General features: G+C 74.3%; 27 protein-coding genes. 16 read left to right on the forward strand and 11 right to left on the reverse strand.

Features of this window, described 5'->3' with window-relative positions; all coding sequences use genetic code 11:
- The first annotated feature begins 141 nt into the window (after positions 1–141).
- Positions 142–744 carry a hypothetical protein gene (locus tag ACZ6CV_RS10500; protein ID WP_469250464.1) on the forward strand — a complete coding sequence of 201 codons (603 nt, stop codon included), beginning with the start codon at positions 142–144 and terminating at the stop codon, positions 742–744.
- A gap of 36 nt (positions 745–780) precedes the next feature.
- On the opposite strand, the gene ACZ6CV_RS10505 is transcribed toward ACZ6CV_RS10500, so the two are convergent.
- Positions 781–2,163, reverse strand: coding sequence for a glutamate decarboxylase (locus ACZ6CV_RS10505; RefSeq protein ID WP_469250465.1), 1,383 nt, complete (start codon positions 2,161–2,163; stop codon positions 781–783).
- Positions 2,164–2,325: 162 nt separating this feature from the next.
- Here ACZ6CV_RS10505 and ACZ6CV_RS10510 point away from each other — a divergent pair, with 162 nt between their 5' ends.
- Both ACZ6CV_RS10510 and ACZ6CV_RS10515 read left to right on the forward strand, forming a co-directional pair.
- Entirely contained in the window at positions 2,326–2,583 is a 258-nt protein-coding gene (locus ACZ6CV_RS10510; protein WP_358777254.1) for a hypothetical protein, read from the forward strand.
- 96 nt (positions 2,584–2,679) lie between these two features.
- Positions 2,680–3,039, forward strand: a complete 360-nt coding sequence (locus ACZ6CV_RS10515) for a hypothetical protein (RefSeq protein ID WP_362374478.1) — start codon at positions 2,680–2,682, stop codon at positions 3,037–3,039.
- Between the two features lie 3 nt (positions 3,040–3,042).
- Here the strand turns inward: ACZ6CV_RS10515 and ACZ6CV_RS10520 are convergent, their stop codons facing one another.
- Positions 3,043–4,278: an FAD-dependent monooxygenase gene (locus ACZ6CV_RS10520; protein ID WP_469250466.1), complete on the reverse strand. Its 1,236-nt coding sequence runs from the start codon at positions 4,276–4,278 to the stop codon at positions 3,043–3,045.
- A 240-nt stretch (positions 4,279–4,518) separates the two neighbouring features.
- Here ACZ6CV_RS10520 and ACZ6CV_RS10525 point away from each other — a divergent pair, with 240 nt between their 5' ends.
- The 3 genes from ACZ6CV_RS10525 to ACZ6CV_RS10535 all read left to right on the forward strand — a co-directional run bounded on the left by ACZ6CV_RS10525 (position 4,519) and on the right by ACZ6CV_RS10535 (position 6,212).
- Complete coding sequence (locus ACZ6CV_RS10525; protein WP_469250467.1) at positions 4,519–4,872, forward strand: hypothetical protein; 354 nt, start codon at positions 4,519–4,521, stop codon at positions 4,870–4,872.
- A gap of 212 nt (positions 4,873–5,084) precedes the next feature.
- Positions 5,085–5,486: an STAS domain-containing protein gene (locus ACZ6CV_RS10530; RefSeq protein WP_358709912.1), complete on the forward strand. Its 402-nt coding sequence runs from the start codon at positions 5,085–5,087 to the stop codon at positions 5,484–5,486.
- An 81-nt stretch (positions 5,487–5,567) separates the two neighbouring features.
- Positions 5,568–6,212 carry a M23 family metallopeptidase gene (locus ACZ6CV_RS10535; RefSeq protein ID WP_469250468.1) on the forward strand — a complete coding sequence of 215 codons (645 nt, stop codon included), beginning with the start codon at positions 5,568–5,570 and terminating at the stop codon, positions 6,210–6,212.
- Positions 6,213–6,222: 10 nt separating this feature from the next.
- On the opposite strand, the gene ACZ6CV_RS10540 is transcribed toward ACZ6CV_RS10535, so the two are convergent.
- Complete coding sequence (locus ACZ6CV_RS10540; RefSeq protein ID WP_355810819.1) at positions 6,223–6,504, reverse strand: hypothetical protein; 282 nt, start codon at positions 6,502–6,504, stop codon at positions 6,223–6,225.
- A gap of 226 nt (positions 6,505–6,730) precedes the next feature.
- Between ACZ6CV_RS10540 and ACZ6CV_RS10545 the strand changes: the two genes are divergently transcribed.
- Entirely contained in the window at positions 6,731–7,006 is a 276-nt protein-coding gene (locus tag ACZ6CV_RS10545; protein WP_469250469.1) for a chaplin, read from the forward strand.
- An 88-nt stretch (positions 7,007–7,094) separates the two neighbouring features.
- Here the strand turns inward: ACZ6CV_RS10545 and ACZ6CV_RS10550 are convergent, their stop codons facing one another.
- The 7 genes from ACZ6CV_RS10550 to ACZ6CV_RS10580 all read right to left on the reverse strand — a co-directional run bounded on the left by ACZ6CV_RS10550 (position 7,095) and on the right by ACZ6CV_RS10580 (position 11,410).
- The gene (locus ACZ6CV_RS10550; RefSeq protein ID WP_469250470.1) at positions 7,095–7,967 is read right to left on the reverse strand and encodes a tyrosinase family protein; all 873 of its coding nucleotides are present in this window, start codon (positions 7,965–7,967) and stop codon (positions 7,095–7,097) included.
- A 38-nt stretch (positions 7,968–8,005) separates the two neighbouring features.
- Entirely contained in the window at positions 8,006–8,422 is a 417-nt protein-coding gene (locus ACZ6CV_RS10555; RefSeq protein WP_469250471.1) for a tyrosinase family oxidase copper chaperone, read from the reverse strand.
- 31 nt (positions 8,423–8,453) lie between these two features.
- Positions 8,454–9,011: a vitamin K epoxide reductase family protein gene (locus tag ACZ6CV_RS10560; protein ID WP_469250887.1), complete on the reverse strand. Its 558-nt coding sequence runs from the start codon at positions 9,009–9,011 to the stop codon at positions 8,454–8,456.
- A gap of 116 nt (positions 9,012–9,127) precedes the next feature.
- Positions 9,128–9,628, reverse strand: a complete 501-nt coding sequence (locus ACZ6CV_RS10565) for a DUF5949 family protein (RefSeq protein ID WP_362374465.1) — start codon at positions 9,626–9,628, stop codon at positions 9,128–9,130.
- Positions 9,629–9,898: 270 nt separating this feature from the next.
- Complete coding sequence (locus tag ACZ6CV_RS10570; RefSeq protein WP_355811378.1) at positions 9,899–10,177, reverse strand: hypothetical protein; 279 nt, start codon at positions 10,175–10,177, stop codon at positions 9,899–9,901.
- 155 nt (positions 10,178–10,332) lie between these two features.
- Positions 10,333–11,001, reverse strand: a complete 669-nt coding sequence (locus ACZ6CV_RS10575; protein ID WP_469250472.1) for a hypothetical protein — start codon at positions 10,999–11,001, stop codon at positions 10,333–10,335.
- A gap of 169 nt (positions 11,002–11,170) precedes the next feature.
- Positions 11,171–11,410, reverse strand: coding sequence for a chaplin (locus ACZ6CV_RS10580; RefSeq protein ID WP_355810803.1), 240 nt, complete (start codon positions 11,408–11,410; stop codon positions 11,171–11,173).
- 387 nt (positions 11,411–11,797) lie between these two features.
- Between ACZ6CV_RS10580 and ACZ6CV_RS10585 the strand changes: the two genes are divergently transcribed.
- From ACZ6CV_RS10585 to ACZ6CV_RS10625, 9 genes are all read left to right on the forward strand, one after another.
- On the forward strand, positions 11,798–12,877 hold the full coding sequence (locus tag ACZ6CV_RS10585; protein ID WP_469250473.1) for a DUF3344 domain-containing protein: 1,080 nt from the start codon (positions 11,798–11,800) through the stop codon (positions 12,875–12,877).
- Between the two features lie 60 nt (positions 12,878–12,937).
- Complete coding sequence (locus tag ACZ6CV_RS10590) at positions 12,938–14,083, forward strand: glycosyltransferase (protein WP_469250474.1); 1,146 nt, start codon at positions 12,938–12,940, stop codon at positions 14,081–14,083.
- The gene (locus ACZ6CV_RS10595) at positions 14,080–15,582 is read left to right on the forward strand and encodes a sugar transferase (protein WP_469250475.1); all 1,503 of its coding nucleotides are present in this window, start codon (positions 14,080–14,082) and stop codon (positions 15,580–15,582) included. Before ACZ6CV_RS10590 ends, ACZ6CV_RS10595 begins: the two co-directional genes overlap by 4 nt.
- Positions 15,583–15,585: 3 nt before the next feature.
- On the forward strand, positions 15,586–17,001 hold the full coding sequence (locus ACZ6CV_RS10600) for an O-antigen ligase family protein (RefSeq protein ID WP_469250476.1): 1,416 nt from the start codon (positions 15,586–15,588) through the stop codon (positions 16,999–17,001).
- Between the two features lie 151 nt (positions 17,002–17,152).
- Positions 17,153–19,081, forward strand: coding sequence for a murein biosynthesis integral membrane protein MurJ (gene murJ, locus ACZ6CV_RS10605; RefSeq protein WP_469250477.1), 1,929 nt, complete (start codon positions 17,153–17,155; stop codon positions 19,079–19,081).
- Positions 19,071–19,889 (forward strand): polysaccharide deacetylase family protein, encoded by an 819-nt coding sequence (locus tag ACZ6CV_RS10610; RefSeq protein ID WP_469250478.1) that lies wholly within the window; start codon positions 19,071–19,073, stop codon positions 19,887–19,889. Before murJ ends, ACZ6CV_RS10610 begins: the two co-directional genes overlap by 11 nt.
- Entirely contained in the window at positions 19,886–21,121 is a 1,236-nt protein-coding gene (locus ACZ6CV_RS10615; protein WP_469250479.1) for a glycosyltransferase, read from the forward strand. The genes ACZ6CV_RS10610 and ACZ6CV_RS10615 overlap by 4 nt, the downstream gene beginning before the upstream one ends.
- Positions 21,118–21,768 (forward strand): Wzz/FepE/Etk N-terminal domain-containing protein, encoded by a 651-nt coding sequence (locus ACZ6CV_RS10620; protein ID WP_469250480.1) that lies wholly within the window; start codon positions 21,118–21,120, stop codon positions 21,766–21,768. The genes ACZ6CV_RS10615 and ACZ6CV_RS10620 overlap by 4 nt, the downstream gene beginning before the upstream one ends.
- On the forward strand, positions 21,765–22,889 hold the full coding sequence (locus tag ACZ6CV_RS10625; protein ID WP_469250481.1) for a GNAT family N-acetyltransferase: 1,125 nt from the start codon (positions 21,765–21,767) through the stop codon (positions 22,887–22,889). Before ACZ6CV_RS10620 ends, ACZ6CV_RS10625 begins: the two co-directional genes overlap by 4 nt.
- 30 nt (positions 22,890–22,919) lie before the next feature.
- Here ACZ6CV_RS10625 and ACZ6CV_RS10630 read toward each other — a convergent pair whose 3' ends face one another.
- The gene (locus ACZ6CV_RS10630) at positions 22,920–24,212 is read right to left on the reverse strand and encodes a glycoside hydrolase family 26 protein (protein WP_469250482.1); all 1,293 of its coding nucleotides are present in this window, start codon (positions 24,210–24,212) and stop codon (positions 22,920–22,922) included.
- Positions 24,213–24,227 lie beyond the last annotated feature (15 nt).

Raw genomic sequence — 24,227 nt, forward strand, 5'->3', positions numbered from 1 at the left:
CCGAACTCCCCTCGTACCTCTGGCCCGTTCGTACGTCTGGTCCGTTCGTACGTCTGGTCTGTTGCGGCCCGACATGTCACCCTGCCCGACGACCGAGCCCCGACACCGGCGATCCGGCGTCCCGCAGACGAGGAGACGGCCATGAGCGAGCGCACGCCCGGCACGGCGGAACCCGAGGCTCGGACCGGGGAAGCTCTACGAGCCGGCCACGTCGCGCGCGCCACCAGCGCCGCATCCCGCGCGGCGGCCGTCTTCCACCACATCGAGCGCCACCCGCACACGTCCGGCGCCGACGCCGACCCCGGCGCCGACACCGGCCGGCCCCAGGGCGACCCGCCCCGCGACAACACCCTCTGGAAGGCCGAGCACGCGGCCCGCGTCTCCGTCCAGGCCCTCGCCGTGCTCGCCGAGTCCGCCCCCGACCCGGCGGCGGACTCCCGCTGCGCGCGCAACGCGGCGGCCGCCGCCGCGCAGGCCGCCCAGATGGGGCAGGCGCACGACGCGGACGGCGAGGACGCCGTCGCCGCCTGCCGGGCGGCGCTCAGGGCCTCGCAGGCCGCGGCGGCCGCGGCGGGCCGGGGCGCCCTCGGCACCGACACCGCGCTGAACGCCGCCGCGGACGAGGCCGAGGCGGCCGCCGTCGCGGCGGCCGAGCGGGCCGGCTGGATGCGGCCCGGCCGGCGGCTGCCGGAGGTGCGGGCCGGGATGCGCAGCCCGGAACTGATGTCGATGATGCACTTCTGAACGACACAGGCCGCGACGACCTGGACCCCGCCTGCCTCAGTGGTGGAACCCCGACGTCTCCGGCGCCCCCGTCGACCCGCCGGACAGCCGCTCCACCGCCGCCCGCAGGTCCTTGGCGAGCAGCATGATCTTGTCGTGCCCGATGCCGTGCCGGACCAGGACCCGCTGGATCACGGTCTCGTGGCGCTCCGGCGGCAGCGGGTACGCCGGGACCTGCCAGCCCCGCGTCCGCAGCTGCTCGGTCAGGTCGTAGAGCGTGAACCCGGACGGGGAGGCCCCGCCGGTGAGGGTCCAGGAGACGGCGGGCAGCGCCCCGCGACCGTCGTAGAGCAGCGTGAACGGGCCCATGTCCGCGACCTCGTCGGCCAGCGCCCGCGCGCTGGCCGCGCACGCCTCGTACACCTTGCGGTAGCCCTCGCGGCCGAGCCGCAGCAGCGTGTAGTACTGCGCGACGATCTCGCCGCCGGGCCGGGAGAAGTTGAGGGCGAAGGTCGGCATGTCGCCGCCGAGGTAGTCGACGCGGAAGACCAGGTCCTCGGGGAGGTGGTCCGCCGTGCGCCAGACGATCCAGCCGACCCCGAGCGGCGCCATCCCGTACTTGTGGCCCGAGGAGTTGATGGAGACGACCCGCGCCACCCGGAAGTCCCAGACCAGGTCCGGCTGGAGGAAGGGGGCGACGAAGCCGCCGCTGGCCGCGTCCACGTGGACCGGCACGTCGAGGCCGGTCTCCGCCTGGATCGCGTCGAGCTCGGCGGCGATCTCCGCGACGGGCTCGTAGTCGCAGGTGAACGTCACGCCGAGGATCGCCACGACGCCGATGGTGTTCTCGTCGACGTACTCGCGCAGCTGGTGCGGGCGCAGCCCGGTGGCGCCGGGCTCCAGCGGGACCTGGCGCAGCTCCACGTCGAAGTAGCGGGCGAACTTCTCCCAGCAGACCTGCACCGGGCCGCAGACGAGGTTGGGCCGGTCGGCCGGCTTGCCCGCCGCCCTGCGCGCCTCGCGCCAGCGCCACTTGAGGGCGAGCCCGCCGAGCATGCCCGCCTCGCTGGAGCCGGTGGTGGAGCAGCCCATCGTGGTGTCCCCGTCCGGGGCGTTCCACAGGTCGGCGAGCATGTGCACGCACCGGGACTCGATCTCGGCGGTCTGCGGGTACTCGTCCTTGTCGACCATGTTCTTGTCCAGGCACAGGTCCATGAGGTGGTGCACCTCGGGCTCCGCCCAGGTCGTGCAGAACGTGGCGAGGTTCTGCGACGAGTTGCCGTCCAGCGCCAGCTCGTCGCCGACCATCGCGGCGACCGCGCGCGGGTCGGAGCTGTGCTCCGGGATCCGGTGGGCGGGCAGCCGCCGCGCGCTGATCGGCGTGCTGTAGACGTCGTCGTACGCCTGGCGGGTCCCGGAGGACACCTTGTGCAGCCCCACGATGGTGTTCCTTTCACCTCAAAACGGACGTGCTCGGATCCCCACCTTCACAGACGGCGGCGGAGAACGGGGGAACGGCACAGATCGCTCGGACGGTGGAATTGCCCGGATTCCTGACGGCGGCGGCGCACCCTCACGGGCCGTTCGACCGTTTGAGAGACCATGAACAACTCCACGCGCATGCTCGCCTCCCTGTCCTTCGTCGCCGCCGCTGCCGCCGCCGTCGCCACCGCCGCCCCCGCCCAGGCCGCCGTGGCCGACGAGGGCAACCGCCACATGGGCCGGGTCGTCGGCGAGGCCCTGTCCGACCCGACGGGGACGGGCAAGGAGGTCCTGGACGCGGGCAAGACCGGGCTGACGGTCGCCGAGATGGGCCTGAAGTCCGTGAAGACCAGCTCGCAGTCCTTCCAGTCGCGGTAACCGGTCGCGGCGGCCTGGTCCCGGTGACCGCCCGCGCCGCCCCTCGGTGGCCCCGTCGCTCAGGACACGGCCGGGGCCCCGGGGCAGGATGGGGACGTGCTTACCGTGCTGGTCCTCGTCGGGCGACAACAGGCGCAGGACCTGATCGCCCGGATCGAGAGCGTCCCGGACGTGTGCGTCCTGTCCCACACCCATGACAGCGGCCTCGCCCTGGCCCGCGCCCGGGTGCTGCTGCCGGACGTGCTGATCCTCGACCTCAGCGCCTGCTTCTCCGGCGACGCCGCCTCGGTCGTCCACCGGGCGCGCCTGCTCGGCCTGCCGAGCGAACTGGTCGTCCACGCGGGAGACGCCGTCATCGGCTCCGTCTCCCCCGGCGGTGACGCCGACCCCGCCGCACAGAGCGAGCCGGGCGGCCTGATCCGTACGCTCACCCGGCTGGCCCGCGCCCGGCGGTAGCCGTCACTCTTCCGACCGTCCCCCGTCCGCGCCGCGCCGGCTCTGCAGGGTGCGGGCCAGGCGCGGCCCCAGCCGCTGCTTGAGCCAGCGCAGGGCCTGCAGCCGTCCGACGGCCTGGTCCAGGTGGAAGTAGAGCTGCGGCGGCACATAGGGCAGCAGCGGCGAGTGGCGCTGCCCCAGCAGGGCGAACATCTGGTGTGGCTCGAGGCCCATGTAGCGGGGCAGGTTCTCGTACCACTGGGCGCTGTGCCGGGCGGCGCTCTGCACCGAGAGCAGGGCCTGCTTGCGCTCCCTCTCGTACGCGGCGAGGGCGGCCGGCAGCTCCGCGGGCCCGGTGATCCTCCCCAGCGCGCCGGCCAGGCTCATCGCGTCGCGCAGCGCGAGGGAGGTGCCGGCTCCGATGGAGTAGTGGGTGGTGTGCGCGGCGTCGCCGATCAGCGCGAGATTGCCGTGCGACCAGGCCGTGTTGGTGACCGTCGGGAAGATCTGCCAACGGGCGTGGCTCTCGCCGTCCCTGCGGCCGAGCAGCGGGTGACCGTCGAGCGGGGCCGCGAACAGCTTCTCCAGGAGCCGCAGGGACTCGGCCTGGTCGAGCCGGTCGAACCCCAGCGCCCGCCAGGTGGTGTCCGAGCACTCCACGACACAGGTGCTGTGCTCGTCGCTGTAGCCGTACGCGTAACACCAGATCCAGCCCTCGTCGGTCTCGACGAAGGCGAAGGTGAACTCGGTGAACACCCGGGTCGTGCCGAGCCAGATGAAACGGTTGGCGCCCCTGGTGACCCGGGTGCCGAACGCGTCGGCGTGCGCGGTGCGCAGCCTGCTGTGCGCGCCGTCCCCGGCGACGACGAGGTCCGCGCCCGCCAGCTCGCCGACGTCCGCGATCTCCCGGCCGAACTCCAGCCGCACCCCCAGGGCGCGGGCCCGGTCGGCGAGGATCGAGCGCATCTGGTGGCGGCCGACGGCGTGCCCGGGGTCGGAGTCGTGGGCGGTGGTCCGGTCGCCGACGTGGGCGAAACCGCCCCGCCAGCGCACGGACCGCTCCTCGATCAGACGGGCGGACTCGGGGTCGTGGGCGTACAGGTCGGCCAGCAGGTCGGGCCAGTAGGTCACGCCCCAGCCGTAGCCGTCGCCGGCCGCGTGCCGCTCATGGACCGTGATCTCGTGGGCCGGGTCCCGGAGTTTGGCGAGCACGGCCAGGTAGAGGGAGGCGGGACCGCCGCCCACACAATCGATCTTCACGCACGCTCCTGCGTTCGGTCGGGAGGAGGAGGGGCAACGCGGAGGACCAACGTATGCGGGGGCGCCCCGTCACGGCCGAAGGCGGACGCGGTGTCGTCGTTCTGCCGGACGGACGGGTGAATTGCCGCCCCGATTCACCGACAGGTGCCCGTACGTCACGAGGAGCACGTTGATCGTCCGATACGACTGGTCTTTCGCACGCGACCGGCTCTCGAGCCGCCTCCGTAAGGAACACCCCCCATGCACCGCACCCACCGGCGCCACGTCTCCCTGTCCCTGCTGGCGAGCGCCGTCTCCGCGCTCGGCGCGCTGGCCGCCCCGCCCGCGGCGGCCCAGGCGATCGTCCCGCCCACCCCCGCGACGGCCGCACCCCCGGCCGGTCACGCCGCCCACACCGACGGCCACGGCCAGGAGTCCCCCGCCGGCCGGCCCGCGCCGGCCCCCGACCCGGCCCTCGGCTCCACCCCGCGGGCACCCCACCTCGCGGAGACCGGGACCACCTCGCGCCTCATCGCCCTGGGTGGCGCCGCGATCGTCCTCGTGGCGCTCGGCACGTGGCTCAGGCACCGGGCCCGTCGCATGCGCCGCGACTGAGGGCCTGGCTTGGAACCCTGGCGGCCCGGCGCGATGATGGCCGGAGTGGCAGGGGTGTCAGCTGTGACTTGTCCGTAGTGGCTGACGTCTGTCTGCCGATCCTGTATACCCGCAGAGAGCAGATCGTCCGTGCCGCTCCGGACCCGACGCCGCGACGGCACCCTTCGAGGGCCCCTGGAGGTGTGATGGGTACGCCGCCCCACCGCTTGGCCATGTCGCGCATCGCGCACTCCGACGTCTGCGCCGTCCTGCGGCTCAGCGGCGAACTCGACCAGGCCTCCGAGAAGTTCTTCATGGACACGGTGGCGGGCACCGTCGACGCGGGCCACCGCCACATCGTCCTCGACGTGACCGCGCTGACGTTCTGCGACTCCCGCGGCCTGAACTGCCTGCTCGCCCTGCACTGGCTGCTGCGCCGCCGGGCCGGCGACCTGATGCTCGCCGGGGTGGGACGCCGGCTCGCCACGCTGCTCGAACACAGCGGCAGCACCTCCCTGTTCACCTCCCACACCTCGGTCGGCCAGGCCCTGCGCTCCCTGCCGGAGACCGCCCGCCCGCACTGGCCGCCGCCCGCCGAACGCAGCACGGACGAGGGCGTCGCCCCGCCCGCCTGAGCGACGGCGCACCCGGGCGGCCGTACGCCAGGCGGCTCACCCGAGATGCGGGCCGGGCCGCGCACCAGTGTGCTGGCGGACATGGAACACGACATAGCGAGCGCGCCGGACCCGGTCCTCACCCGGCGCCGGGCGCTGGGCACCGCCGCGGCGCTGCTGGCCGGCGGGGCGATGTGGCCGGCCCCCGCCCGCGCCGCGGCCCACCCCGACCACGACTGCACCGACGAGTACGACGCCGAGTTCGAGGACGCCCTGGCCGCCGCCGACGAGGAGTTCGGCGAGGAGGGCATCCGCAGGCTCGTGCAGGGCCCGCCGCAGAAGTACGCGATGCCGCTGCGCCGCAGCTTCCGGGTCAGCGCGGCCTACGGAGTGCGCGGCGACTGGCTCGCCGGGCACCACACGGGCATCGACCTGGCCGTCCCGCAGGGCACCCCGGTGTACGCGGTGGGCGCGGGCGTCGTCCTCGTCGCCGGCTGGTCGGGCGCGTACGGCAACGCCGTGACGGTGCGGATGCCCGACGACCACTACTCCCTTGTCGCCCACCTCTCGCGCGTCTCGGTGCGCGTCGGCGCGGAGGTGCGGGCCGGGACGCTGCTGGGCAAGAGCGGGGCGACCGGACGCGCGACGGGCCCGCACCTCCATCTGGAGATACGGGCCCGTCGCGGATACGGGTCGGACATCGATCCGGTGAAGTACCTCGCCGGACGCGGGGTTCAGCTGCTGTGACCGGTGCCGGTCACTGAACGGCGGGCAGCGCGTTCGTGACCGGCGCCACCAGGTCGGTGAGCTGGTGCAGCTGGTTGAGCTGCTGGACGCCGCCGAGCTGGCTCTCCACGGTCGGCACCTTGGCGCGCTGCTCCTGAGGCATGCCGGACGTGCCCAGCGCGTCGAGGGCACCCACCACCGAGGGCGAGGCCGTGTCCTGGGTGGGCGTGGCCGCGTGGGCCGCCGGGGTGGCGAGGGCCGCTGCTCCCGCGGCCAGCGAGACGGCGGCGATGAGTCGTCGTGCTGATGTCATGTTTTCAGAACCGGCGGAACCCGCCGAAGGACACGGCTTTCCCCGTGCCCTCACTCGGGAAGCGCATTCGCCACGCGCCCGGCGAAACCTTGTCGCATTACGGGAATCGAAACCGCACGCCTTCATTCGAACCGCCGGACGCCGTGACCTCGGCTCGACGGGCGCCGTTAGGAAATATGCGGCTGCGTGTCGGCAGCCGCTCTTTCCCGAACTTAAGGAGAACGTGATGTCTCGCATCGCGAAGGCTGCCGTCGCCACGCTCGGCACCGGTGTCGTCGTCCTCGCCGGCGCGGGTGTGGCCGCGGCGGACGCCGATGCGTCCGGTGCCGCCGCCAACTCCCCCGGCGTGCTCTCGGGCAACCTGCTCCAGGTCCCGGTCAACATCCCGGTGAACCTGTGCGGCAACACCGTCGACGTCATCGGCCTGCTGAACCCGACGTTCGGCAACACCTGCGTCAACCCGGGCGGCGGCGACCACCACGGCCCCGGCTACGGCGGCTGAACCTGCCCCGACCGGCCCCCGGCACGCGTTGCGCCGGGGGCTTCGTCATGTCCGGGCCCATGGCCCATGGACCAGCCCACGGACCCGGCTAGGTGCCGTAGGTGTACTGCCCCTTGTGCGAGAGCAGCGCGTCCGGGGCGACGTCCCACGGCGGCATCGGCTCGTGGCGGGCGACGATGCGCTGGTACTGGTCGGATCCGAGCTCCGGCGGGCGGGCCGGCAGATAGGGCGCCGAGCGGGGGTGGCGGCGCTGCCAGCGGTCCCAGAGCAGGTCCACGAAGGCGTGGTTGAGCCAGAACACCGGGTCGTTCACCGAGGCGCCGCCCAGCATGTGCCCGCCGACCCAGCGGTGGACGCGGTTGTGGTTGCGCCAGCGCTCCTTGCCCCGCGCCGACGTCCAGCCCTCCAGCTTGTTGCGGAACCCCTCGGGCGAGGTGGAGTCCCAGGGCTCGACGTCGTAGCGGGCGTCCGCCATGGCCCACTCCACGTCCTGGGCCGTGGGCAGGTCGACGGGGTCCTGGGAGCGGCCGAGGTCGCGGGTGAGGAACTCGCCGTCGGTGACGTCCTCCTTGATGGGCCAGTTCCCGTTCTTGTGGGCGAAGGGACCGGTCATGACCTGGCGGTCGGAGCGCCGCCCGTTGCCGCCCATCATGTCGGCGCCCCACAGCGACCCGCCCGTGGTCCGGTTCTTGGTCCAGTCCCAGTACGGGACGGTCACGCCGGAGTCGATCTTCTGCAGGGCCCGCTCGAACTCGAGCAGGAAGCGCCGGTGCCAGGGGAAGAACGAGGGCGCCATGTGGGCGACGCGCAGTTCCCGGTCGCCGTCCGACACGTAGAAGTCGATGTGCGTGCGGACGAATTCGTCGTACTGACCGCGCCGCTTGAGCTTCAGGACCGCGTCCACGAAGCGGCGCCGCTCCGCGCGGCTGAGGCTGCTCTGGTTCCTGCGCGTGGCGGCCATGGCCGTCCCTTCTGCGGTCGGGGCAGGGGGCCCGCGGCTCAGTGGCCGCGGGCGGTCAGGGCCCGCAGGGGCCCGAGTGCGTCGACGGCTCCTCGCGCGGCGGCGAGCGGGGTGGCGTGCGACTCGTAGTGGTCCACCATGCTGAGGTAGCTGCCGTCCGCGCGGCGCATCAGGCCGAGCGGCCGCCCGTCGACGGTGACCTGCCAGCCGCCCGGTGCGGACGCCTCCTGCGCGGCCGCGGGGCCGCCCTGGATGCGCCGGCCCCGGTACAGCTCGTCGAACGGCGTGCCGTCGGCCGCGCCCGGCCCGCCCGCTGCCGCCGGGTCCGGTACGGGCGGTTCCGGTACGGGGTCCGGTTCGGGCGGGTCGGGCAGCGAGCGGACGACGCCCGCGGCGCCGAGGAGCGCGGCCGCCGCGGTCCCGATGAGGTGGCGGCGGGTGATCGGCTGCTTCATGGGGAGGGAATCGTCCTTTCGCCGCGTGAATTCAGCTGGTCCAGAAATCCCACCAGCGCGTCAGAATGAGCATGCCGATGACGCCCATGTGCAGCACGGGAAGGGGCCAGGTGAATTCGGCCAGGAACACGCGCAGGCCCTTGGGGGCGGGCAGGAATCCGCACCGCACGTTGTGGGACGTCACGTACCAGAACATGAGGATGGTGGCGGCCCAGGCGAGACAGCACCACAGGCACAGCGAGTGGATGCGGTAGAGGGACTGGAACTGCAGCCAGGAACAGAACGCGACGCCGAACAGCGTCCCGGCGTTGAAGGTCAGCCAGTACCAGCGGGGAAAGCGCGCGCCGCCGATCAGCCCGGCGCCGATGCCCATCACCACGGCGTACGCGGCGAGGCCCAGCATCGGGTTGGGGAAGCCGAAGACGGAGGCCTGCGCGCTCTTCATGATGTTCCCGCAGGCGACCACGGGGTTGAGGCTGCACCCCGGGACGAAGTCCGGGTCCTCGAGCAGCTTGTTCTTGTCGAGGGTGATGACCCAGGCCGCGAGCAGCCCCGCCGCCCCGGTGACCATCAGGAGCAGGCCGAACATCCGGCCCGCCACCTGCTCCGGTGCGGCGTCGGCGGCGGGCGGGGCGGCGGCGGGCGCAGCGGGTCCGCCGACGGCCTGGAGCGGCACCCGGTGCGAGGGTGCGGTGGTGTGCCGCATCAGCGCAGGCTGCGCGCGGGGAGCAGGCAGTGCGCGGCGTTGACCATGGTCTCCTCGTCGCCGGCGAACGCGGCGAGGACCTCTTCCGGCACCGGCTCACCCGGGGTGGCCTCGGGCCACGCGCGCGTGGTGGCCATGAAGTAGGCGTGGCCGCGCTGCTTGACGGCGGCGATCCACTCCGGCGGCACCCCGCACTGGGCGTTCAGGTGGGGCATGTTGACGACGGCGTGGTCGCCCTCGACGAGCAGGTTCACCGGCAGGGAGGGGGTGCGCGCGCCGTCGACGACGGGGCCGCCGACGGGCAGGCCCGCCCCGTCGAGCAGGGTGCGGAACGCCTCGGCCGTGGCCTCCGGGCCGCCCTCGGCGTCACCGAGGGAGTAGGCCAGGAGGAACGGCATGTCCTTCTCGTCCTCCGGGTGTTCGCCGCTCCAGGCGAGAACAGCCACGGTTCCCAGATCGGTTACGCGGAAGGGGCGCTGTTCGCTGGAAGTAGAGGTCATGGAGGGAACCGTATAGACGGGGGCGGGCCGGTCCGGCGCCGTTGTCACCCATGTGGCCCAACCGGGGGCCGCCATCACACGATGGGGTCAACCGGTCGGCGGCCATGCGTGCGCGCGGCCGAACTGGCTTTCCTGCGACGGGTGTCCGGGGCACGGCACACCGAAGGGCCGGTCCGTGGAAGAGGTGACCGGCCCTTGCGTGTCTCGGACGGCGCCCGGCGGGCGGGGTACTGCGGGGGGGGGCTGTGCGGGAGGTTCCGCGCGGCGGTGCTACTTGCCGAGGGGGAGGCCGCCCAGGAGCCGGGTGGGGCCACCGGCGGAGTTCAGGCCGTCCGCGATGTCCGCGACCGTGTTGACGACGGAGTCCTTGTTCTCGGTGTCGAGCATGTTCGTGCTGACCGGCTTGGCGTCGAGCAGGGCCTTGCCGGCGATGGTGTCGAGACCGCCGTTCAGGCTGGTGGGCGTCAGGTCGTCGGCGAACGCGGGCGCGGCGGAGCCGGCGATGGCGAGCGAACCGGCAAGGACAGCGACAGCCTTCAGGGCCTTCATCATGTTCCTTTCTTTGGCAACGCGTGTCGCCTTGGGGAGCACCGTCCAGGCATCTTCTGCCTGTTGTCTCTCTTCTCCGGTCCTAACGAGCGCGGACCGGTACGGAAACTCTCCGGTTCACAACTTCCCGCGCCCCACTCCGGCGGGCTCTGGCGTCAGAGCGCGGGCGCCTGCGGCGGGGCGGCGGCCTGCGGCTCCGCCTCGGGCGCCGCCGACTTGGGCAGGCCCGGCAGGTTCGGCGCGGGCAGCCCGCCGCCCTGGAGGGTGGCGGCGACGGTGTTGACCAGGCCGGTGAGGACCGGCGGGACCGCCGCGAGCAGCGCCTTCGGGTCGCCGGCCGTGGCGGCCTTGAGCAGGCCGTCGACCGCCTTCTGCAGGCCGGCGACGGCGTCGGCCTTGGGGTCCATCAGGGCGCGGGCGTCGTGCTCGGCGCCCATGGCCGGGAGCTGGGGCGCGGCGGGGGTCTGCGGCAGCGCGGCGGCGGGGTCGCCCGCCGCCTTGGCCGGCGGCTTGGCGGCCGCCGCGAGCGCCTTCTTCACCGCGTCCGCGTGCTTCTTGACGTCCTGCGGGGACAGCTTGCCGTCCTTCGCCTTGAGCACCGCGGTGACCAGGTCCGTGACGGGGGTCAGGACGCCACCGAGGCCGCTCAGCTGCTGGGCCTGCCCGAGCAGGGCCTTCGGGTCGGGGGCCGGGGCGCTCCGCGCGGCCCGAGTCTCGTCACGGGCGGCGTCACCGTGCGCGGCCAGCGCCGGGCCCGCCGCGCCGATGAGCAGCGCCGCGCACAGGGCGGTGGTCGCGATACGCCGTACGGGCAGAGCGCGCATAGGTCATTCCCTTTCGGTGATGCGTCGGATCCTGTGATCACCGTGGGATCGACCTGCGCGCCCCGCAACCGGGGAACGGCCGATTGCCTTCGCGGCGGCCGGATGCCGTACGAAAAGCGGAACGGCCGCCCCCGCGGTGCGGGGACGGCCGTTCCGTTCGGACGCTGCGTCAGTCGTTGGCGCACTGGTTGCCGAACGCCGGGTTCAGCAGACCGATGACGTTGACGCTGTTGCCGCAGACGTTCACGGGAACGTGGACCGGAACCTGCGCCGCGTTGCCCGAGATCACACCGGGGGAGTTGGTGGCGGCACCCTGCGCGCCGCTGTCGGCGGCGGCGACGCCCGCGGAACCGGCCACGGCGGCGGCGGCGACGGCGGACAGGGCAAGAGCCTTGGTGGTACGCGACATGGAGTGCTGCTCCTTGGTGATGTATCGAAGGGCGGGAGGGATCCCCGTCCGGAGGGATCAACTGCCAACCGGTGCGGCGAGTTGTGCGCCCAGACGGGTGATGCTGCAGGGCGTCCGCGCTGACGCGGCCCGATCGGATCCCGGTGCAGGTGGGGGCGTCGGCGCGGTTCGCGATGGCGCGTTTCATGCCTGCGGTCGCCCATCTGCCACACCCTTCACCGTTCCGACACACGGCCCGAGGTTGACGGAGCGGCTCGTTGGAGGAGCTACAGTTGCGCTTCTCTTGAGGGCATTCCACTCATAAGCGTTCAGATTCGTTCAATTCATACGAATCACTCCACTCCGCTGTGGTTCAGACACTCCACACCTCGGAAGGCCAACGCCGTCATGCGTCACTCCCTGGGCCTGCGTCGCGTGTTCGTCGTCTCCCTCGCACTCGCCGCCTGCCTCGCGACGACCGGGACCGGCTCGGCCGCCCCGCCCGGCGGCGAGAGGGCACGCATCGATTTCGCCCAGCGGTACAGAGCGCTGCAGCACGGCGGGGTGGTCAGGGCCGCCAACGCGTCGATCACCTGCGGCGCCCCAGTGACCCGCGCGGCCTCCTGCGACGGGGCGCGGGCCGGCCGTGCGGGCGCGAACGACGACTTCGAGATGGCCTACATCGACGTCGACGACGACCCGAACACCTACAACTCCAGTACGGCGGAGGTCCGTCTGCCCCCGCGCTCGCGCGTGTCGTACGCGCGGCTGTACTGGGGCGGCAACCTCAGGGTCGGCGAGCAGAAGCCGCCCAAGGACAACGGCCGGGTGCTGATCGCCGAACCGGGCGGCCGCTACAAGCCCGTCGTCGCCGACACCCCGATCGGCCACCGCGTCACCGCCGGCACCGACGCCTTCCAGGCCTCGGCCGACGTCACCCGCCTGGTGCGCTCCTCGGGCGCGGGCGCGTACACGGTGGCCCAGGTCAACGTCGCAAAGGGGCACTCCAAGGCCGGTGCCTGGGGCGGCTGGACGCTGGTGGTGGCGTACGAGAACGCGAAGCAACCGCTGCGCCGCATCGCCCTGTGGGACGGCTTCGACGCGACCGGCGCGGGCGGCCACCGGCAGACGGTGCGGCTGCGCGGCGTGCCCGCCGCCACGACGGGCGGCGTCGTCGGCGTGGTGGCCTACGACGGTGACCGGGGGCGGCGCGGTGACACCGTCGGCGTGTCGGCGGGACGGGGCCCTGTCGTGCCGCTGACGGACGACGCCAACCCCGTCGGCGACGCGCTCAACTCGACCATCAGCGAGCCCGGACGGCCGATCCGCAGAACCCCCGCCCACCCCGGCACCCTGGGCTACGACTCCGACGTCTACCCGTTGACCGGAGGGCCGGGCGCGCGGCGCGGCGATCTGACGGTCCACCTCTCCTCGCAGGACCAGGCGTGGGCCGGCGTGGTCTTCGCCGCCGTCGACGCGCGGCGATAGCGCGTGTTACCCCGACCCCGCACTCGGCTTTGCGTTGCCACTGACTCAAGGGAGTCGCGCATGCCTCTGCCCATCGCACCCACTCCCCCGCGGATCCTGCACGTCAGCCAGCCCGTCGACGGCGGCGTGGCGCGGGTCGTCGTCGATCTGGTCGCGGCCCAGGCCGCGGCCGGCACCGAGGTGCACGTGGCCTGCCCGCGCGAGGGCTTCCTGCCCCGGGCCCTCGCGGGGCTCGGCGCCGGCGTGCGCGTCCACCCCTGGACGGCGTCCCGCTCCCCCGGCCCCGGTCTGCGGGCCGAGACGCGGGAGCTGCGGCGCGTCGTCGACGCGGTGGGTCCCTCGCTCGTCCACGCGCACAGCGCCAAGGCCGGGCTCGCCGCGCGGCTCGCGCTGCGCGGCAGCGTCCCCACGGTCTTCCAGCCGCACGCCTGGTCGTTCGAGGCGGTGGGCGGCCTCACCGCGCACCTCGCCCGGCTCTGGGAGCGGCTCGCGGCGCGGTGGACGACGCGGATCGTCTGCGTCAGCGAGGCCGAGTGGGTCACCGGGCGGCGGGCCGGCGTCGACGGCTCGTACACGGTGATCCCCAACGGCGTCGACACGGCCCGGTTCACCCCCGCGGGCCCGGACGAGACGTCCGGCGCGCGGGTGCCGCTGGTGGTGTGCGTCGGCCGGCTCTGCCGTCAGAAGGGGCAGGACGTGCTGCTGCACGCCTGGCCGACGGTGGCCGCGCAGGTGCCCGAGGCGCGGCTGGTGCTGGTCGGCGACGGCCCCGAGGCGGAGCGGCTGCGGGAGCGGGCCGGGCCACGGGTGGCGTTCGCCGGGGAGGCGGCCGACGCCGCGCCCTGGTACCGGGCGGCCGACGTCGTCGTCCTGCCGTCCCGCTGGGAGGGCATGGCGCTCGCCCCGCTGGAGGCCATGGCCTGCGCCCGCCCGGTCGTGATCACCGACGTCGACGGCGCGCGGGAGAGCCTGCCCGCCGCCCACCGCGCGCACGCGCTCGTACCGCCGGAGGACCCCGCGGCGCTGTCCCGCGCCCTCATCGCCCTGCTGCGGGACGAAAACCTCCGTGACTCGTTGGGGCAGCGGGGCCGTCAGCACGTACTGGACCACCACGACGCGCGGCGCACCGCCGCCGCCACCGACGCGGTGTACGGCGAGCTACTGGGCACGGCGCCCACCGGACAGAGGGAGTGCACCACCTCGTGAGCGCGGAACGGACCGTCGCCTCCTCATCGGGTCAGCCACGGCAGGACATCCAGGCACCGCCCGGGACCTTCGTCGTCGCGCCACGCGAGGCCATGGGCCCGCGGGCCGGCACCTCCGCGCGGCCGCCCGCGCGGCGCCGGCGTTCGGCCGCCGCCCTGGTGGCCGTCGACTGCGCCGCCGCCCTGCTCGGTCTGCTGCTGCTCGACGAGCCGCGCCACCAGGCCGTCCTCGCGCCGCTGCTCGTGGCCTGTGTGCTGTTCCTGAACGGGCAGGGCCGGCTGTACGCGTACGCGGCGCTGCCCGCCGACACCCTCGCCCAGGTGCCCTCGCTCGTCGGGCGGATCGCGCTCGGCTGGTGCGTCACGCTGGTCCTCGCCTCCGCCCTGCCCCTGCCCGCGCCGCCCGCGCCCGGCACCCTGGCGGCCGCGGCCGCCGTGCAGTGCCTGCTCAGCCACTGCGGGCGCACACTGGTCCACCGCCACCGGCGGACCGCCACCGTGCGCAGGCCCCGCCCTGCCCTGGTGGTCGGGCCCGCCGGACCGGCGCGCGCGGTCGCCGCGGCGCTGCTGCGCCGCCCCGGCTGCGGCGTGCGGCCCGTCGGCATCGTGAGCGAGACCCCCGAACCCCCGCGCGAGGACACCCCCGACGCCGGCGCGGCCCCCGGGTCCTGCCCCGAACTGCCGGTCCTCGGCACCGAGGACGAGCTGCACCGCGCCGTGATCCAGAACGACGTGCGCGCCGTCTTCCTGCTCACCGACCGCGGCCCCGGAACCGCCGGGCTGCTGCCCGCGCTGAGCGGCCTCGGCTGCGACCTGTGGGAGCTCGAACCGCGCTGCCCCGACCTCGCGCCCGCGCCCGGCGGGCCCCTGCGGTACGTGGCCGGGTTCGCCTGCCGTCCCCTGACGCCCACCCGGACCCGGCCGACCGGGCTCGGCAAGCGGCTCCTCGACATCGCGGTGTCGGGCGTGCTGCTGCTGGTCGCCGCGCCGGTGCTCGCGGTCTGCGCGCTGGTGCTGCGGGTCGTGGAGGGGCCCGGCGTGATCTTCCGGCAGGAACGCGTCGGCAAGGACGGGAAGTTGTTCACCCTGCTGAAGTTCCGCACCCACCGGCCCGCCGACCCGCAGGAGGCGGCCACGCGGTGGAGCGTCGCCGACGAGCACCGCATCAGCCCCTTCTGCCGGTTCCTGCGCGGCACCTCGCTCGACGAGCTGCCGCAGCTGTGGAACGTGCTGCGCGGTGACATGAGCCTCGTCGGGCCGCGCCCCGAACGGCCCTTCTTCGTCGCCCAGTTCAGCCAGACCCATCCGTACTACGCCCAGCGGCACCGGATGCCGACCGGTATCACCGGGCTCGCCCAGATCCACGGACTGCGCGGCGACACCTCCATCGAGGACCGGTGCCGCTTCGACAACGCCTACATCGACAGCTGGTCGTTCTGGCAGGACCTGTGCATCCTGCTGCGCACCCTCGGCTGCCTCGTACGCCGCACGGGGAGCTGAGCCGTGGCCCACATCCCGTCCCCCGCCCTGCCCGAACCGCGCCCGCTGCCCGCGCCCGGCCCCGGCGCCCACCCGTACGAGGCGGCGCTGCCCTGGCTGCGGCGGTACGCGCCGGTCCTGCCCGTGGTGCTCGTCGTCGCGCTGCTCGCGCTGCCAGTCCCGGCGGAGGGCGGCGCCGCCGACGGCGGCGGCACCGGGACCGTGGCCGACGCGGTGTCCGCCCTCGTCGTCGGGCTCTGTGTCGTGCGCGCCGTGCGGACCCGGCGGCGGCCGCTGACCCGGACCGCCGCGGTCCTGCTCGGGATGCCGGTCGTCGGCATCACCGTGGCCGCGTTCGGCGCCTCGTCCGGGTCGACCGGGGTCGCCGGGGCCGCGCGCTATCTGCAGATCTTCGTGCTGGTGCCCGCGGCGGTCCTGATGCTGATCCGCGACGCCGACCAATTCCGTTTCCTCGCCTGGTCGTTCGTCGCTCTCGGGCTGTATCAGGGCGTCATCGGGGTGCACCAGAACCTCACCGGAACCGGCGCCTCGTACATGGGCGAGGACATCCGTGCCGTGGGCACCTTCGGCTCCACCGACGTCATGGGCATGGCCACGGTCGTCTCGTACGGGCTCGTCTGCGCGCTGGCGCTGGCCTTCCGCCCCCGCTCGCCGCGCCAGCGGTCCGCGGCCGTGGGGTGCGCGGCGCTGCTGTTCGTGCCGCTCGCCCTGTCGTTCAGCCGCGGGGCGTGGATCGCCACCGCGGTCGCCTGCACGGCGGTGCTGCTGCTCGCCGGGGTGCGCCGGGCGGGACAGGTGCTGCTGGCCGCGGGTGCGGCGGCGGTGGTCCTGGTGGCGGGGTTCGGGTTCGGCTCGGCGATGCTGCAGGAGCGGCTCAGCAGCATCACCCAGGTCACCGACGCCCCCGACCAGTCGGTCATCGACCGCTACACGATGTGGGCGGCCTCGGCCGACATGTGGCGCGAGCACCCGGTGACCGGGGTGGGCCTGAAGGGCTTCCCCGAATACCGCGACAGCCACGCCTCGTTGGCGCTGTCCTCCGGCAGCGACACGGCGGGCGCGGGCAGCGGCTTCGTCCGCCAGCCGCTGCTCTCCCCGCACAACATGTACCTGCTCGTCCTCGGCGAACAGGGCCTGCTCGGACTGACCGCGCTGGTCGGCGGCTGGGCGGGGCTGGTGGTGTGCGCGGTGCGCGGGTGGAGCCGGCAGCGGGGCGGGCCGGGCGGCCCCCGGGGGAGCGGCGGGCCTGAGCTGGACTGCGCGCTGGTGGCCTGCGGCCTGCTGGTCTGGCAGCTGATCGACTTCATGTACGCGGACATCGGCGGCCCCTCCACGGTACTGACCGCGGTGGCCCTCGGCGCGGTGGCCTGGTGGGCAGTGGGCGCACGCGCCCGGCCGGGGGAGGCGGGGAGGCGATGACGACGACGGGGCCGGAGACGGGTGCGGGGCCGGTGGGACCGGCGGGGGCGGGTGTGGCGTTGCAGGCCGCGGACGCGGTGGCCCCCAACGCGGTGGCGCGGCGGGCGGCAGGCATGCGCTCGCGCACCCGGCCCGGGGAGAGGGGCACGCGATGACTAGGACACGTCCGGAGCCGGCGGGGACGAAGGCGGGAACGGCGTTGCCGGGCGGGCCAGCGGTCGCGGAGCCGCGGACCGCGGGTTCGTCGGGTGCGAAGGCGCAGGTCGCGGGTTCGCCGGGCGCCGAGCCGCAGGTCGCGGGTTTGTCGGTCGCGGAGACGCAGGTCGCGGGTTCGGCGGGCGCGGAGGGGGTGGCTTCGCGTGCGGCGGTCGTCGGGAAGTCCACCGGCACGTACGCCGCCCCGCCCGGCGACGAGGCCACGGCCACGCCCACCGCCACATCCACCCTCCCGCCCGGCGACGAGGGCGCGGTTGAGGCCGCCGCCGCATCCGCCCTCCCGCCCGGCGCCAAGTCCGCCGGCGACGGCGGGGCCTCGTTTCTTGCCAAGGCCGCGCTCGTCACCGCGCTGCTGTCCGTCGCCGGGTCGCTGCTCGGGCTCGTGCGCGACCAGGCGCTCGCGCACTTCTTCGGTGCCGGGACCGACACCGACGCCTTCCTCGTGGCGTGGACCCTTCCCGAGCTCGCGGCGACGCTGCTCATCGAGGACGGCCTGGCCTTCTTCCTCGTACCCGCGTTCAGCCTGGCGCTCGCGCGGCGCGCCGACGCGGGGCCCGGGGCCGCCGACCCGGTCCACGCGCTCGTACGGGCGTCGCTGCCCCGCATGACGCTCTGGTTCACCGGCGCCGGCGCCCTGCTCATCGTCGCCGCCCCCGCCCTGGTCGCGGTGCTGGCCCCCGGCCTGCCCGACCCGCAACCGGCCGTCGACTGCACCCGGTTGACCGCCACCTGCGCCCTGTCCTTCGGCCTCGCCGGCTACTGCAGCGCGGCCCTGCGGGCCCACCAGCGGTTCGCCGCGCCCGCGGCCGTCTACGTCGCCTACAACACGGCCATCATCGCCGCCCTGTTCGCGCTCGCCGCGCCCCTGGGCGTACGGGCCGCGGCGGCGGGCGTGGCCGTAGGTGGCGCGCTCATGGTGGCGGTCCAAGCGCCGTCGCTGTGGCGGCAGTTGCGAGCGCCCCGGCGCGAGGCCCCGGGTCCCGCGCCGGAGGCCGCCGCGGCCCCCACCCTCCAGACCGCCATCATCTGGACCGTCCTGACCTTCGCGCTGTGCCGCCAGTCCCAGGTCCTCATCGAGCGGTTCCTCGCCTCCTCCCTGCCCGCCGGGGCCATCTCGCACCTGAACTACGCGCAGAAGGTCGCGCAGATGCCGATGACCCTCTCGCTCATGCTCTGCACCGTCACCTTCCCGGTGGTCGCCCGCGCGCTGGCCGACGGCGAGACCGAGCGCGCCCGCAAGCGCGTGGAGCGCGACGTCGTCCTGGCGGGCGGCATCGTGCTGCTCGGCGCCGCCGCGGTGATCGCCGCCGCGCACCCGCTCATCGAACTCCTCTTCCAGCGCGGCGCGTTCACCGCCACGGACACCGCCGCGACCGCGTCCGTCATGCGCGTCTACGCGCTGGGCCTGCTCGGACACACCCTGGTCGGCGCGCTCGCCCGCGCGCACTTCTCCGTCGCCCGCACCACCTGGATCCCGCTCTACGCGATGTGCGTCGGCGTCGTCACCACCGCCGGCATCGGCTTCCTGACCGCGGGCACCTGGGGCGTCCACGGGATCGCCGCGGCGAACGCCACCGGCATCTGCGTCACCGCCCTGCTCCTGCTGCGCGGCACGGGTCCGCGCACCGTCCCGATCCGGATCCGCGCCGTCGTCGGGCAGCTGGCCCGGCTCGTGCTCGCCGCCGCGGGCGCGGCCGCCCTCGGCGCCGCGTGCGCCGCGCGGGTGGCCGAGCCCGCCGTCGCCGTCCTCGCGAGCTTCACGGCCGTGACCGTCTCCTTCGTGCTCCTGGGTCTGCTCCTGGGGGCGCAGCCCTGGGCGTCCGCCCTCCGCTCCGTGACCGGAAAGCTGCGTCATGTCCGTTGACCTCACCCCGCCCACCCCGCCGACTCCCCCGACCCCCTCCACCTCCTCCAGTACGGAGCCGTTCCTGCGGTTCCGGCCGCCCCGCACCCCGGCGTGGGTGGCGATGTACCACTCCGTCGCGGACCCCGCCGAGGACCCGTACAAGATCACCGTCGGGCCCGAGCGCCTCGCCGAGCAGCTGCGGTGGATGCGGCGCCAGGGGCTGCGGGGCGTGTCGATGAAGTACCTGTTCGAGGCGTGCGCGCAGGGCCAGGAGCACAACCTCGTCGGGCTCACCTTCGACGACGGTTACCGCGACTTCGTCGACCAGGCCCTGCCCCTGCTCCGGCAACACGACTGCACCGCCACGCTGTTCGTGCTCCCCGGCCGGCTCGGCGGCGACAACGCCTGGGACCCGGAGGGCCCGCGCAAGCCGCTGCTCGACGCCGACGGCATCCGGCAGGTGGCCGAGAGCGGCATGGAGGTCGCCTCGCACGGGCTGACCCACGTCGACCTGACCCGGGCCGACGACCGGCAGCTGCGCCGCGAGGTCGGCGGCAGCAGGGCGGCGCTGTACGAGCTGACCGGCTGCGAGGTGCAGGGCTTCTGCTACCCGTACGGACACGTCGACGAGCGGGTGATCGGCGCCGTCCGCGAGGCCGGATACCGCTACGGGTGCGCCATCGCGCCCGGCCCGCTCGCCGGCCCCCTCGCCCTGCCCCGCGTCCACATCGGCCACGACGACACGGCCTGGCGGCTGCGCCTGAAGCTGCGCACCAACCGGCTCAGGCGCCGCGTCCTCGACCGCCGCTCGGCGGTGTCGGGGTGAGGGTCCTGCACATCATCACCGGACTCGGCGTGGGCGGCGCGGAACAGCAACTCCGCCTGCTGCTGCGCCACTTGCCGACCCCCTGCGACGTCGTCACGCTGACCAACCCCGGCACCGTGGCCGATGGCATCACCGCCGACGGCGTCCGCGTGACCGACCTCGCCATGTCCGGCAACCGCGACGTGACGGCGCTGCCGCGCCTGGTCCGGCTGATCAGGGACGGCCGGTACGACGTGGTCCACACCCACCTCTACCGGGCCTGCCTGTACGGGCGGATCGCGGCGCGGCTGGCGGGGGTGCGGGCGGTGGTGGCCACCGAACACTCCCTGGGCGACTCGCAGATGGAGGGCCGGCCGCTGGGTCCGGGGGTGCGCGCCCTCTATCTGGCCGGGGAGCGGCTCGGCCGGATGACGGTCGCGGTCTCCCCGGCGGTCGGCGCGCGGCTGCACCGGTGGGGCGTGCCCCGGCAGCGCATCCGGGTGGTGCCGAACGGCATCGAGGTGGAGCGCTTCCGGTTCGACCAGGCCGCCCGCGACCGCACGCGCAAGCAACTCGGCCTGCCCGACGGGGCGTTCGTGGTCGGCGGCGTGGGGCGGCTGGCCGCGGGCAAGCGGTTCGACGTACTGCTGCGCGCGGCCGCCGCGCTGCCCGAGGACGTCGTCGTCCTGCTGGTCGGAAGCGGCCCCGAGGAGACGGCCCTGCGGCAACTCGCGGTACGGCTCGGCCTCGCGAACCGGGTGCGGTTCGCCGGCGAGTCCACCCACGAGGCGGCGACGCGGGCGGCCGGGCCCGCGTCCGCGCCGGGTTCGACCGACGGAGGCGGGGAGGGGGACTCCGTACCCAAGCCGGCGGACTCCGCACCCGACCTGACGGACTCCGTCCCCGACCTGCCCTCGCTCCTCTCCGCCATGGACGCGCTCGCATCCCCCTCCCCCGAGGAGGCCTTCGGCCTTGCGCTGGTGGAGGGCCTGGCCAGTGGCCTCCCCGTGCTGTACGCGTCCTGCCCCGCCCTGGAGAGCCTCGTCCCCGGCGAGCGGCCCGGCGCCGCGTACTGCCCGAGCGATCCGGCCTCCTTCGCGCGGGCCCTGCACGGCCTGCGCGGCGACGTCCCGCCGCACCGCTCGGCCCCGCCCGCGGTACGGCACTACAGCATCACCCGAAGCGCCGAGCAGCTGATGGGCGTCTACGCGTCCCTCGTGCCCGGCCCGACCCCGGAGGTGAACCCCCGATGAGCGACTCCGTGAACGAGCGCCCACGCACTGCCCTTCTGCGCGCCCGCCTCGCGCGGCTGCCCCGCTGGTGGGTGCTGCCCGCGTGCGCGGCACTGGGGACGGTGGCCGGTGCCGGGTACGGCCTGCTGCAGACGCCGCAGTACACGGCGACGAGTTACGTCATCGCCGTCCCCCAGGAGAAGGCGGACCCGGCGACCGCGCTGGCGTTCGCCCAGGCGTACGGCCGGGTCGCCACGCAGCTCGCCGTGCTGGCCGACGCGCAGGTGGCCGCGGGCATGTCGCCCACCCAGCTGCAGGACAGCGTGAAGGTGGCCACCTCCCCCGACGCCCCGATGATCGCGGTCTCGGCCACGACCGCCGCCCCGGACACCGCGGCCGTCACCGCCAACGCGGTCGCCCGCTCGCTGGCCGGCAGCGCCAACCACTCCAAGGACAGCACCCAGGTCAAACTCCTCGCGTTCTCCCGCGCCCTGGAGCCGAACGCCCCCTCCTCGCTCTCCGCCGGGGTGACGTCCCTGGTCGGCGGCTGCGCCGGCGGGCTGCTCGGCGGCCTCGCCCTGCTGGTCCGCCCGCGCGCCCGGACGGAGGCGGTGGCCGGCGCCTCCGTTCCCGGCCCCGCGTCGGCCCTGGTGAGGAGCGCCCCGTGAGCGACGCCACGCCGGACGCGTACCCCCGGGCCGAACTGTGCGTGGACGAGGACGAGTTCGAGGCGCTGGCCGAGCCGTGGAGCCGGCTGTACCGCTCGTGCGCGGCGGCGACGCCGTTCCAGAGCCACGCCTGGCTGTCGTCCTGGTGGCGCTCGTACGGCGTCCCCGGCCGGCTGCGCGTGCTCCTGGTCCGCGACGGCGGGCGGCTGATCGCCGCGGCGCCGCTGATGCGGGTCGACCGGCCGGTGCCCGCGCTGAAGCCGCTGGGCGGCGCGATCTCCGACTTCACGGACGTCCTGCTCGACGGCTCCTGCTCCGAAGAGGGCGTGGACGCGCTCCTGTCGGGCCTGTACGCGCTGGCCCGTACCGCCGTGATCGACTTCGGCGAGGTGCGGCCCGGCGCGTGCGTGGAGCGGCTGTACGAGCGGTGGCCGGGCCCGCGCAGGACGCTCTCCGACTCCGCCTGTCTGGAGCTGCCCGCGCTGCCGATGGACGACCTGCTCAAGCGGCTGCCGACGCCGCGCGCCCAGCGCACCCGGGCCAAGATGCGCAAGCTGGCGGCGCTGGGCGTGGAGAGCCGGGTCGTCCCGGTCGAGGAGGTGGAGACCTCGGTGCGCCGGCTGCTGCATCTGCACCAACTGCAGTGGCAGGGGCGCAAGGTGACCACCGAGCACCTCCAGCCGCGCTTCCACGAGCACCTGCTCCGCTCCATGCGCCCGATGGTCGCGGCCGGCGAGGCGGTGGTGACCGAGTTCCGGCTGGACGGCGAGGTGATGGCCGCGGACCTGACGCTGCTCTCCGGCACGCTGGCGGGCGGCTATCTGTACGGCGCCCACCCCCGGCTCAGGGAGCGCAAGGTGGACGTCGCCACGATGCTCCTGGACGCGTGCACCCGCCACACCGGCGGCGAACACCCGCGCGCGCTGAGCCTGCTGCGCGGCAACGAACCGTACAAGCACCACTGGCGGCCCGAGCCGGTCACCAACCGGCGCTATCTGCTGGCCCGCAGGCGCACCGCCGCGCTGGCGTCGGCGGTGACCTGGGGCGTCTCAGGCCGCGAGTGGGCGAAGCGGCGACTGCGCGAGCGCCGGGAGCGCCGCGACGGCGGAGCCTCGTCGTGACGGCTCGCGCCACCGCGGCGGCCGTGCGCCTCAGGAGCCGCGCGGCGCCTTCCACCAGTCGAACCGCAGACACAGCTTGCCGCCCATCCACTGCTCGACCCACGCGCCGAGGTCCACCGGCGAACAGCCCGGCGGCTTCCCGGGCGGCGTCGGCCCCGTCGGATCGGTCGGCACCGCCTCACGGCCGGAGAGCAGCTCGCGGTAGACCTTCGAGGCGTCGGGGTTGCTCCTGCACTGCCACACGCCGTGCGGGCAGTAGTCGGTGAGGGTGTTGTACAGCGGCTTCTTCTCGTCGATCCACTGCAGCATGCGGCGCATGTACTGCTCGTTGTCGCCGTTGCGGAAGAGCCCCCACTCCGGGTACGAGACGGGCTTCTTGTGGGCAGCCGCGAAGTCGATGTGCTCCTGGAGCCCGTACGGCTCCTTGATCTGCTCGTCGAACGACATGCCGCGCGGCTGGTCGTACGAGTCCATGCCGATGATGTCGACGACGTCGTCGCCGGGATAGCACTGGGTCCAGGGCACGGCGTCCCGCCCCCTGCTCGGCGTGAAGTCGAACCGGAACTTCTGCCCCGGCACCGAACGCATCGCGGTGACCACTCTGTTCCAGTACTTCTTCCAGGACTCCGGGTCCGGGCCACAGCGATGGGTGTAGGTCGTGCCGTTCATCTCCCAGCCCAGCACGATCACCGTGTCCGGCACGCCCAGGTCCACCAGGCGCTTGCCGAGGGTGCGGAAGTGCTCGTCGAAGTCGCCTGCCGCACCCTGCCGCAGCAACCGGGTGACCTCGCCGTCACCGACGCCTTCCTCGTTGCGTTCGAGCATCGGGACGTTGAGGACGAAGAGCCGGTCGTCCTTGCCCTTGCGCCACTCGGCCCACTTCTCCAGGAAGTTCGGGGCGCCCTCGATGTTGCTCCAGCGATCACCCGGGAGGTAGGTGTGACCGACCCGCAGTTCGGCCCCGCCCAGCCAGCGGCTGAGCGCCTTCATGCGCTCGACGCCGCGCGGGCCGTAGTCGAGATACGCGCCGAAGGCGGGCGCCTTCTGACCGGGCGCCGGGCTCCCGCTGGGCGCGGCGGGGGCGGGCGGCACCGCTGGGGCCGCCGGGACCGGGGGGCCCGCCGATGCCACCGGGACCGGCGGCTCGGCCGCGGGGGCCGGGGAGGCCGCAGCGGCGGGCGCCGCGGGAGCCGGGACCGGCGGGTCGGTGTCGCGCACGACACCCACCGTGTGTCCGGGCACGGATGCCAGGGCCACCGACGAGACGATCCCGGCAGCGATGAAGGCGACACGTTTACCGCGCTGACGACGCCGTGGGGACATATCTGCACCTCGTTT

The organism is Streptomyces sp. NPDC041713 (assembly GCF_055591085.1).

What these genes read in the sequence shown, in the direction of transcription:
- ACZ6CV_RS10500 (WP_469250464.1), top strand. Translation starts at nt 142, where the DNA reads ATGAGCGAGCGCACGCCCGGCACGGCGGAACCCGAGGCTCGGACCGGG.
- ACZ6CV_RS10510 (WP_358777254.1), top strand. Translation starts at nt 2,326, where the DNA reads ATGAACAACTCCACGCGCATGCTCGCCTCCCTGTCCTTCGTCGCCGCC.
- ACZ6CV_RS10525 (WP_469250467.1), top strand. Translation starts at nt 4,519, where the DNA reads ATGCACCGCACCCACCGGCGCCACGTCTCCCTGTCCCTGCTGGCGAGC.
- ACZ6CV_RS10530 (WP_358709912.1), top strand. Translation starts at nt 5,085, where the DNA reads ATGTCGCGCATCGCGCACTCCGACGTCTGCGCCGTCCTGCGGCTCAGC.
- ACZ6CV_RS10535 (WP_469250468.1), top strand. Translation starts at nt 5,568, where the DNA reads ATGGAACACGACATAGCGAGCGCGCCGGACCCGGTCCTCACCCGGCGC.
- ACZ6CV_RS10540 (WP_355810819.1), bottom strand. Translation starts at nt 6,504, where the DNA reads ATGACATCAGCACGACGACTCATCGCCGCCGTCTCGCTGGCCGCGGGA.
- ACZ6CV_RS10545 (WP_469250469.1), top strand. Translation starts at nt 6,731, where the DNA reads ATGTCTCGCATCGCGAAGGCTGCCGTCGCCACGCTCGGCACCGGTGTC.
- ACZ6CV_RS10550 (WP_469250470.1), bottom strand. Translation starts at nt 7,967, where the DNA reads ATGGCCGCCACGCGCAGGAACCAGAGCAGCCTCAGCCGCGCGGAGCGG.
- ACZ6CV_RS10555 (WP_469250471.1), bottom strand. Translation starts at nt 8,422, where the DNA reads ATGAAGCAGCCGATCACCCGCCGCCACCTCATCGGGACCGCGGCGGCC.
- ACZ6CV_RS10560 (WP_469250887.1), bottom strand. Translation starts at nt 9,011, where the DNA reads ATGTTCGGCCTGCTCCTGATGGTCACCGGGGCGGCGGGGCTGCTCGCG.
- ACZ6CV_RS10565 (WP_362374465.1), bottom strand. Translation starts at nt 9,628, where the DNA reads ATGACCTCTACTTCCAGCGAACAGCGCCCCTTCCGCGTAACCGATCTG.
- ACZ6CV_RS10570 (WP_355811378.1), bottom strand. Translation starts at nt 10,177, where the DNA reads ATGAAGGCCCTGAAGGCTGTCGCTGTCCTTGCCGGTTCGCTCGCCATC.
- ACZ6CV_RS10575 (WP_469250472.1), bottom strand. Translation starts at nt 11,001, where the DNA reads ATGCGCGCTCTGCCCGTACGGCGTATCGCGACCACCGCCCTGTGCGCG.
- ACZ6CV_RS10580 (WP_355810803.1), bottom strand. Translation starts at nt 11,410, where the DNA reads ATGTCGCGTACCACCAAGGCTCTTGCCCTGTCCGCCGTCGCCGCCGCC.
- ACZ6CV_RS10585 (WP_469250473.1), top strand. Translation starts at nt 11,798, where the DNA reads ATGCGTCACTCCCTGGGCCTGCGTCGCGTGTTCGTCGTCTCCCTCGCA.
- ACZ6CV_RS10590 (WP_469250474.1), top strand. Translation starts at nt 12,938, where the DNA reads ATGCCTCTGCCCATCGCACCCACTCCCCCGCGGATCCTGCACGTCAGC.
- murJ (WP_469250477.1), top strand. Translation starts at nt 17,153, where the DNA reads ATGACTAGGACACGTCCGGAGCCGGCGGGGACGAAGGCGGGAACGGCG.
- ACZ6CV_RS10610 (WP_469250478.1), top strand. Translation starts at nt 19,071, where the DNA reads ATGTCCGTTGACCTCACCCCGCCCACCCCGCCGACTCCCCCGACCCCC.
- ACZ6CV_RS10620 (WP_469250480.1), top strand. Translation starts at nt 21,118, where the DNA reads ATGAGCGACTCCGTGAACGAGCGCCCACGCACTGCCCTTCTGCGCGCC.
- ACZ6CV_RS10630 (WP_469250482.1), bottom strand. Translation starts at nt 24,212, where the DNA reads ATGTCCCCACGGCGTCGTCAGCGCGGTAAACGTGTCGCCTTCATCGCT.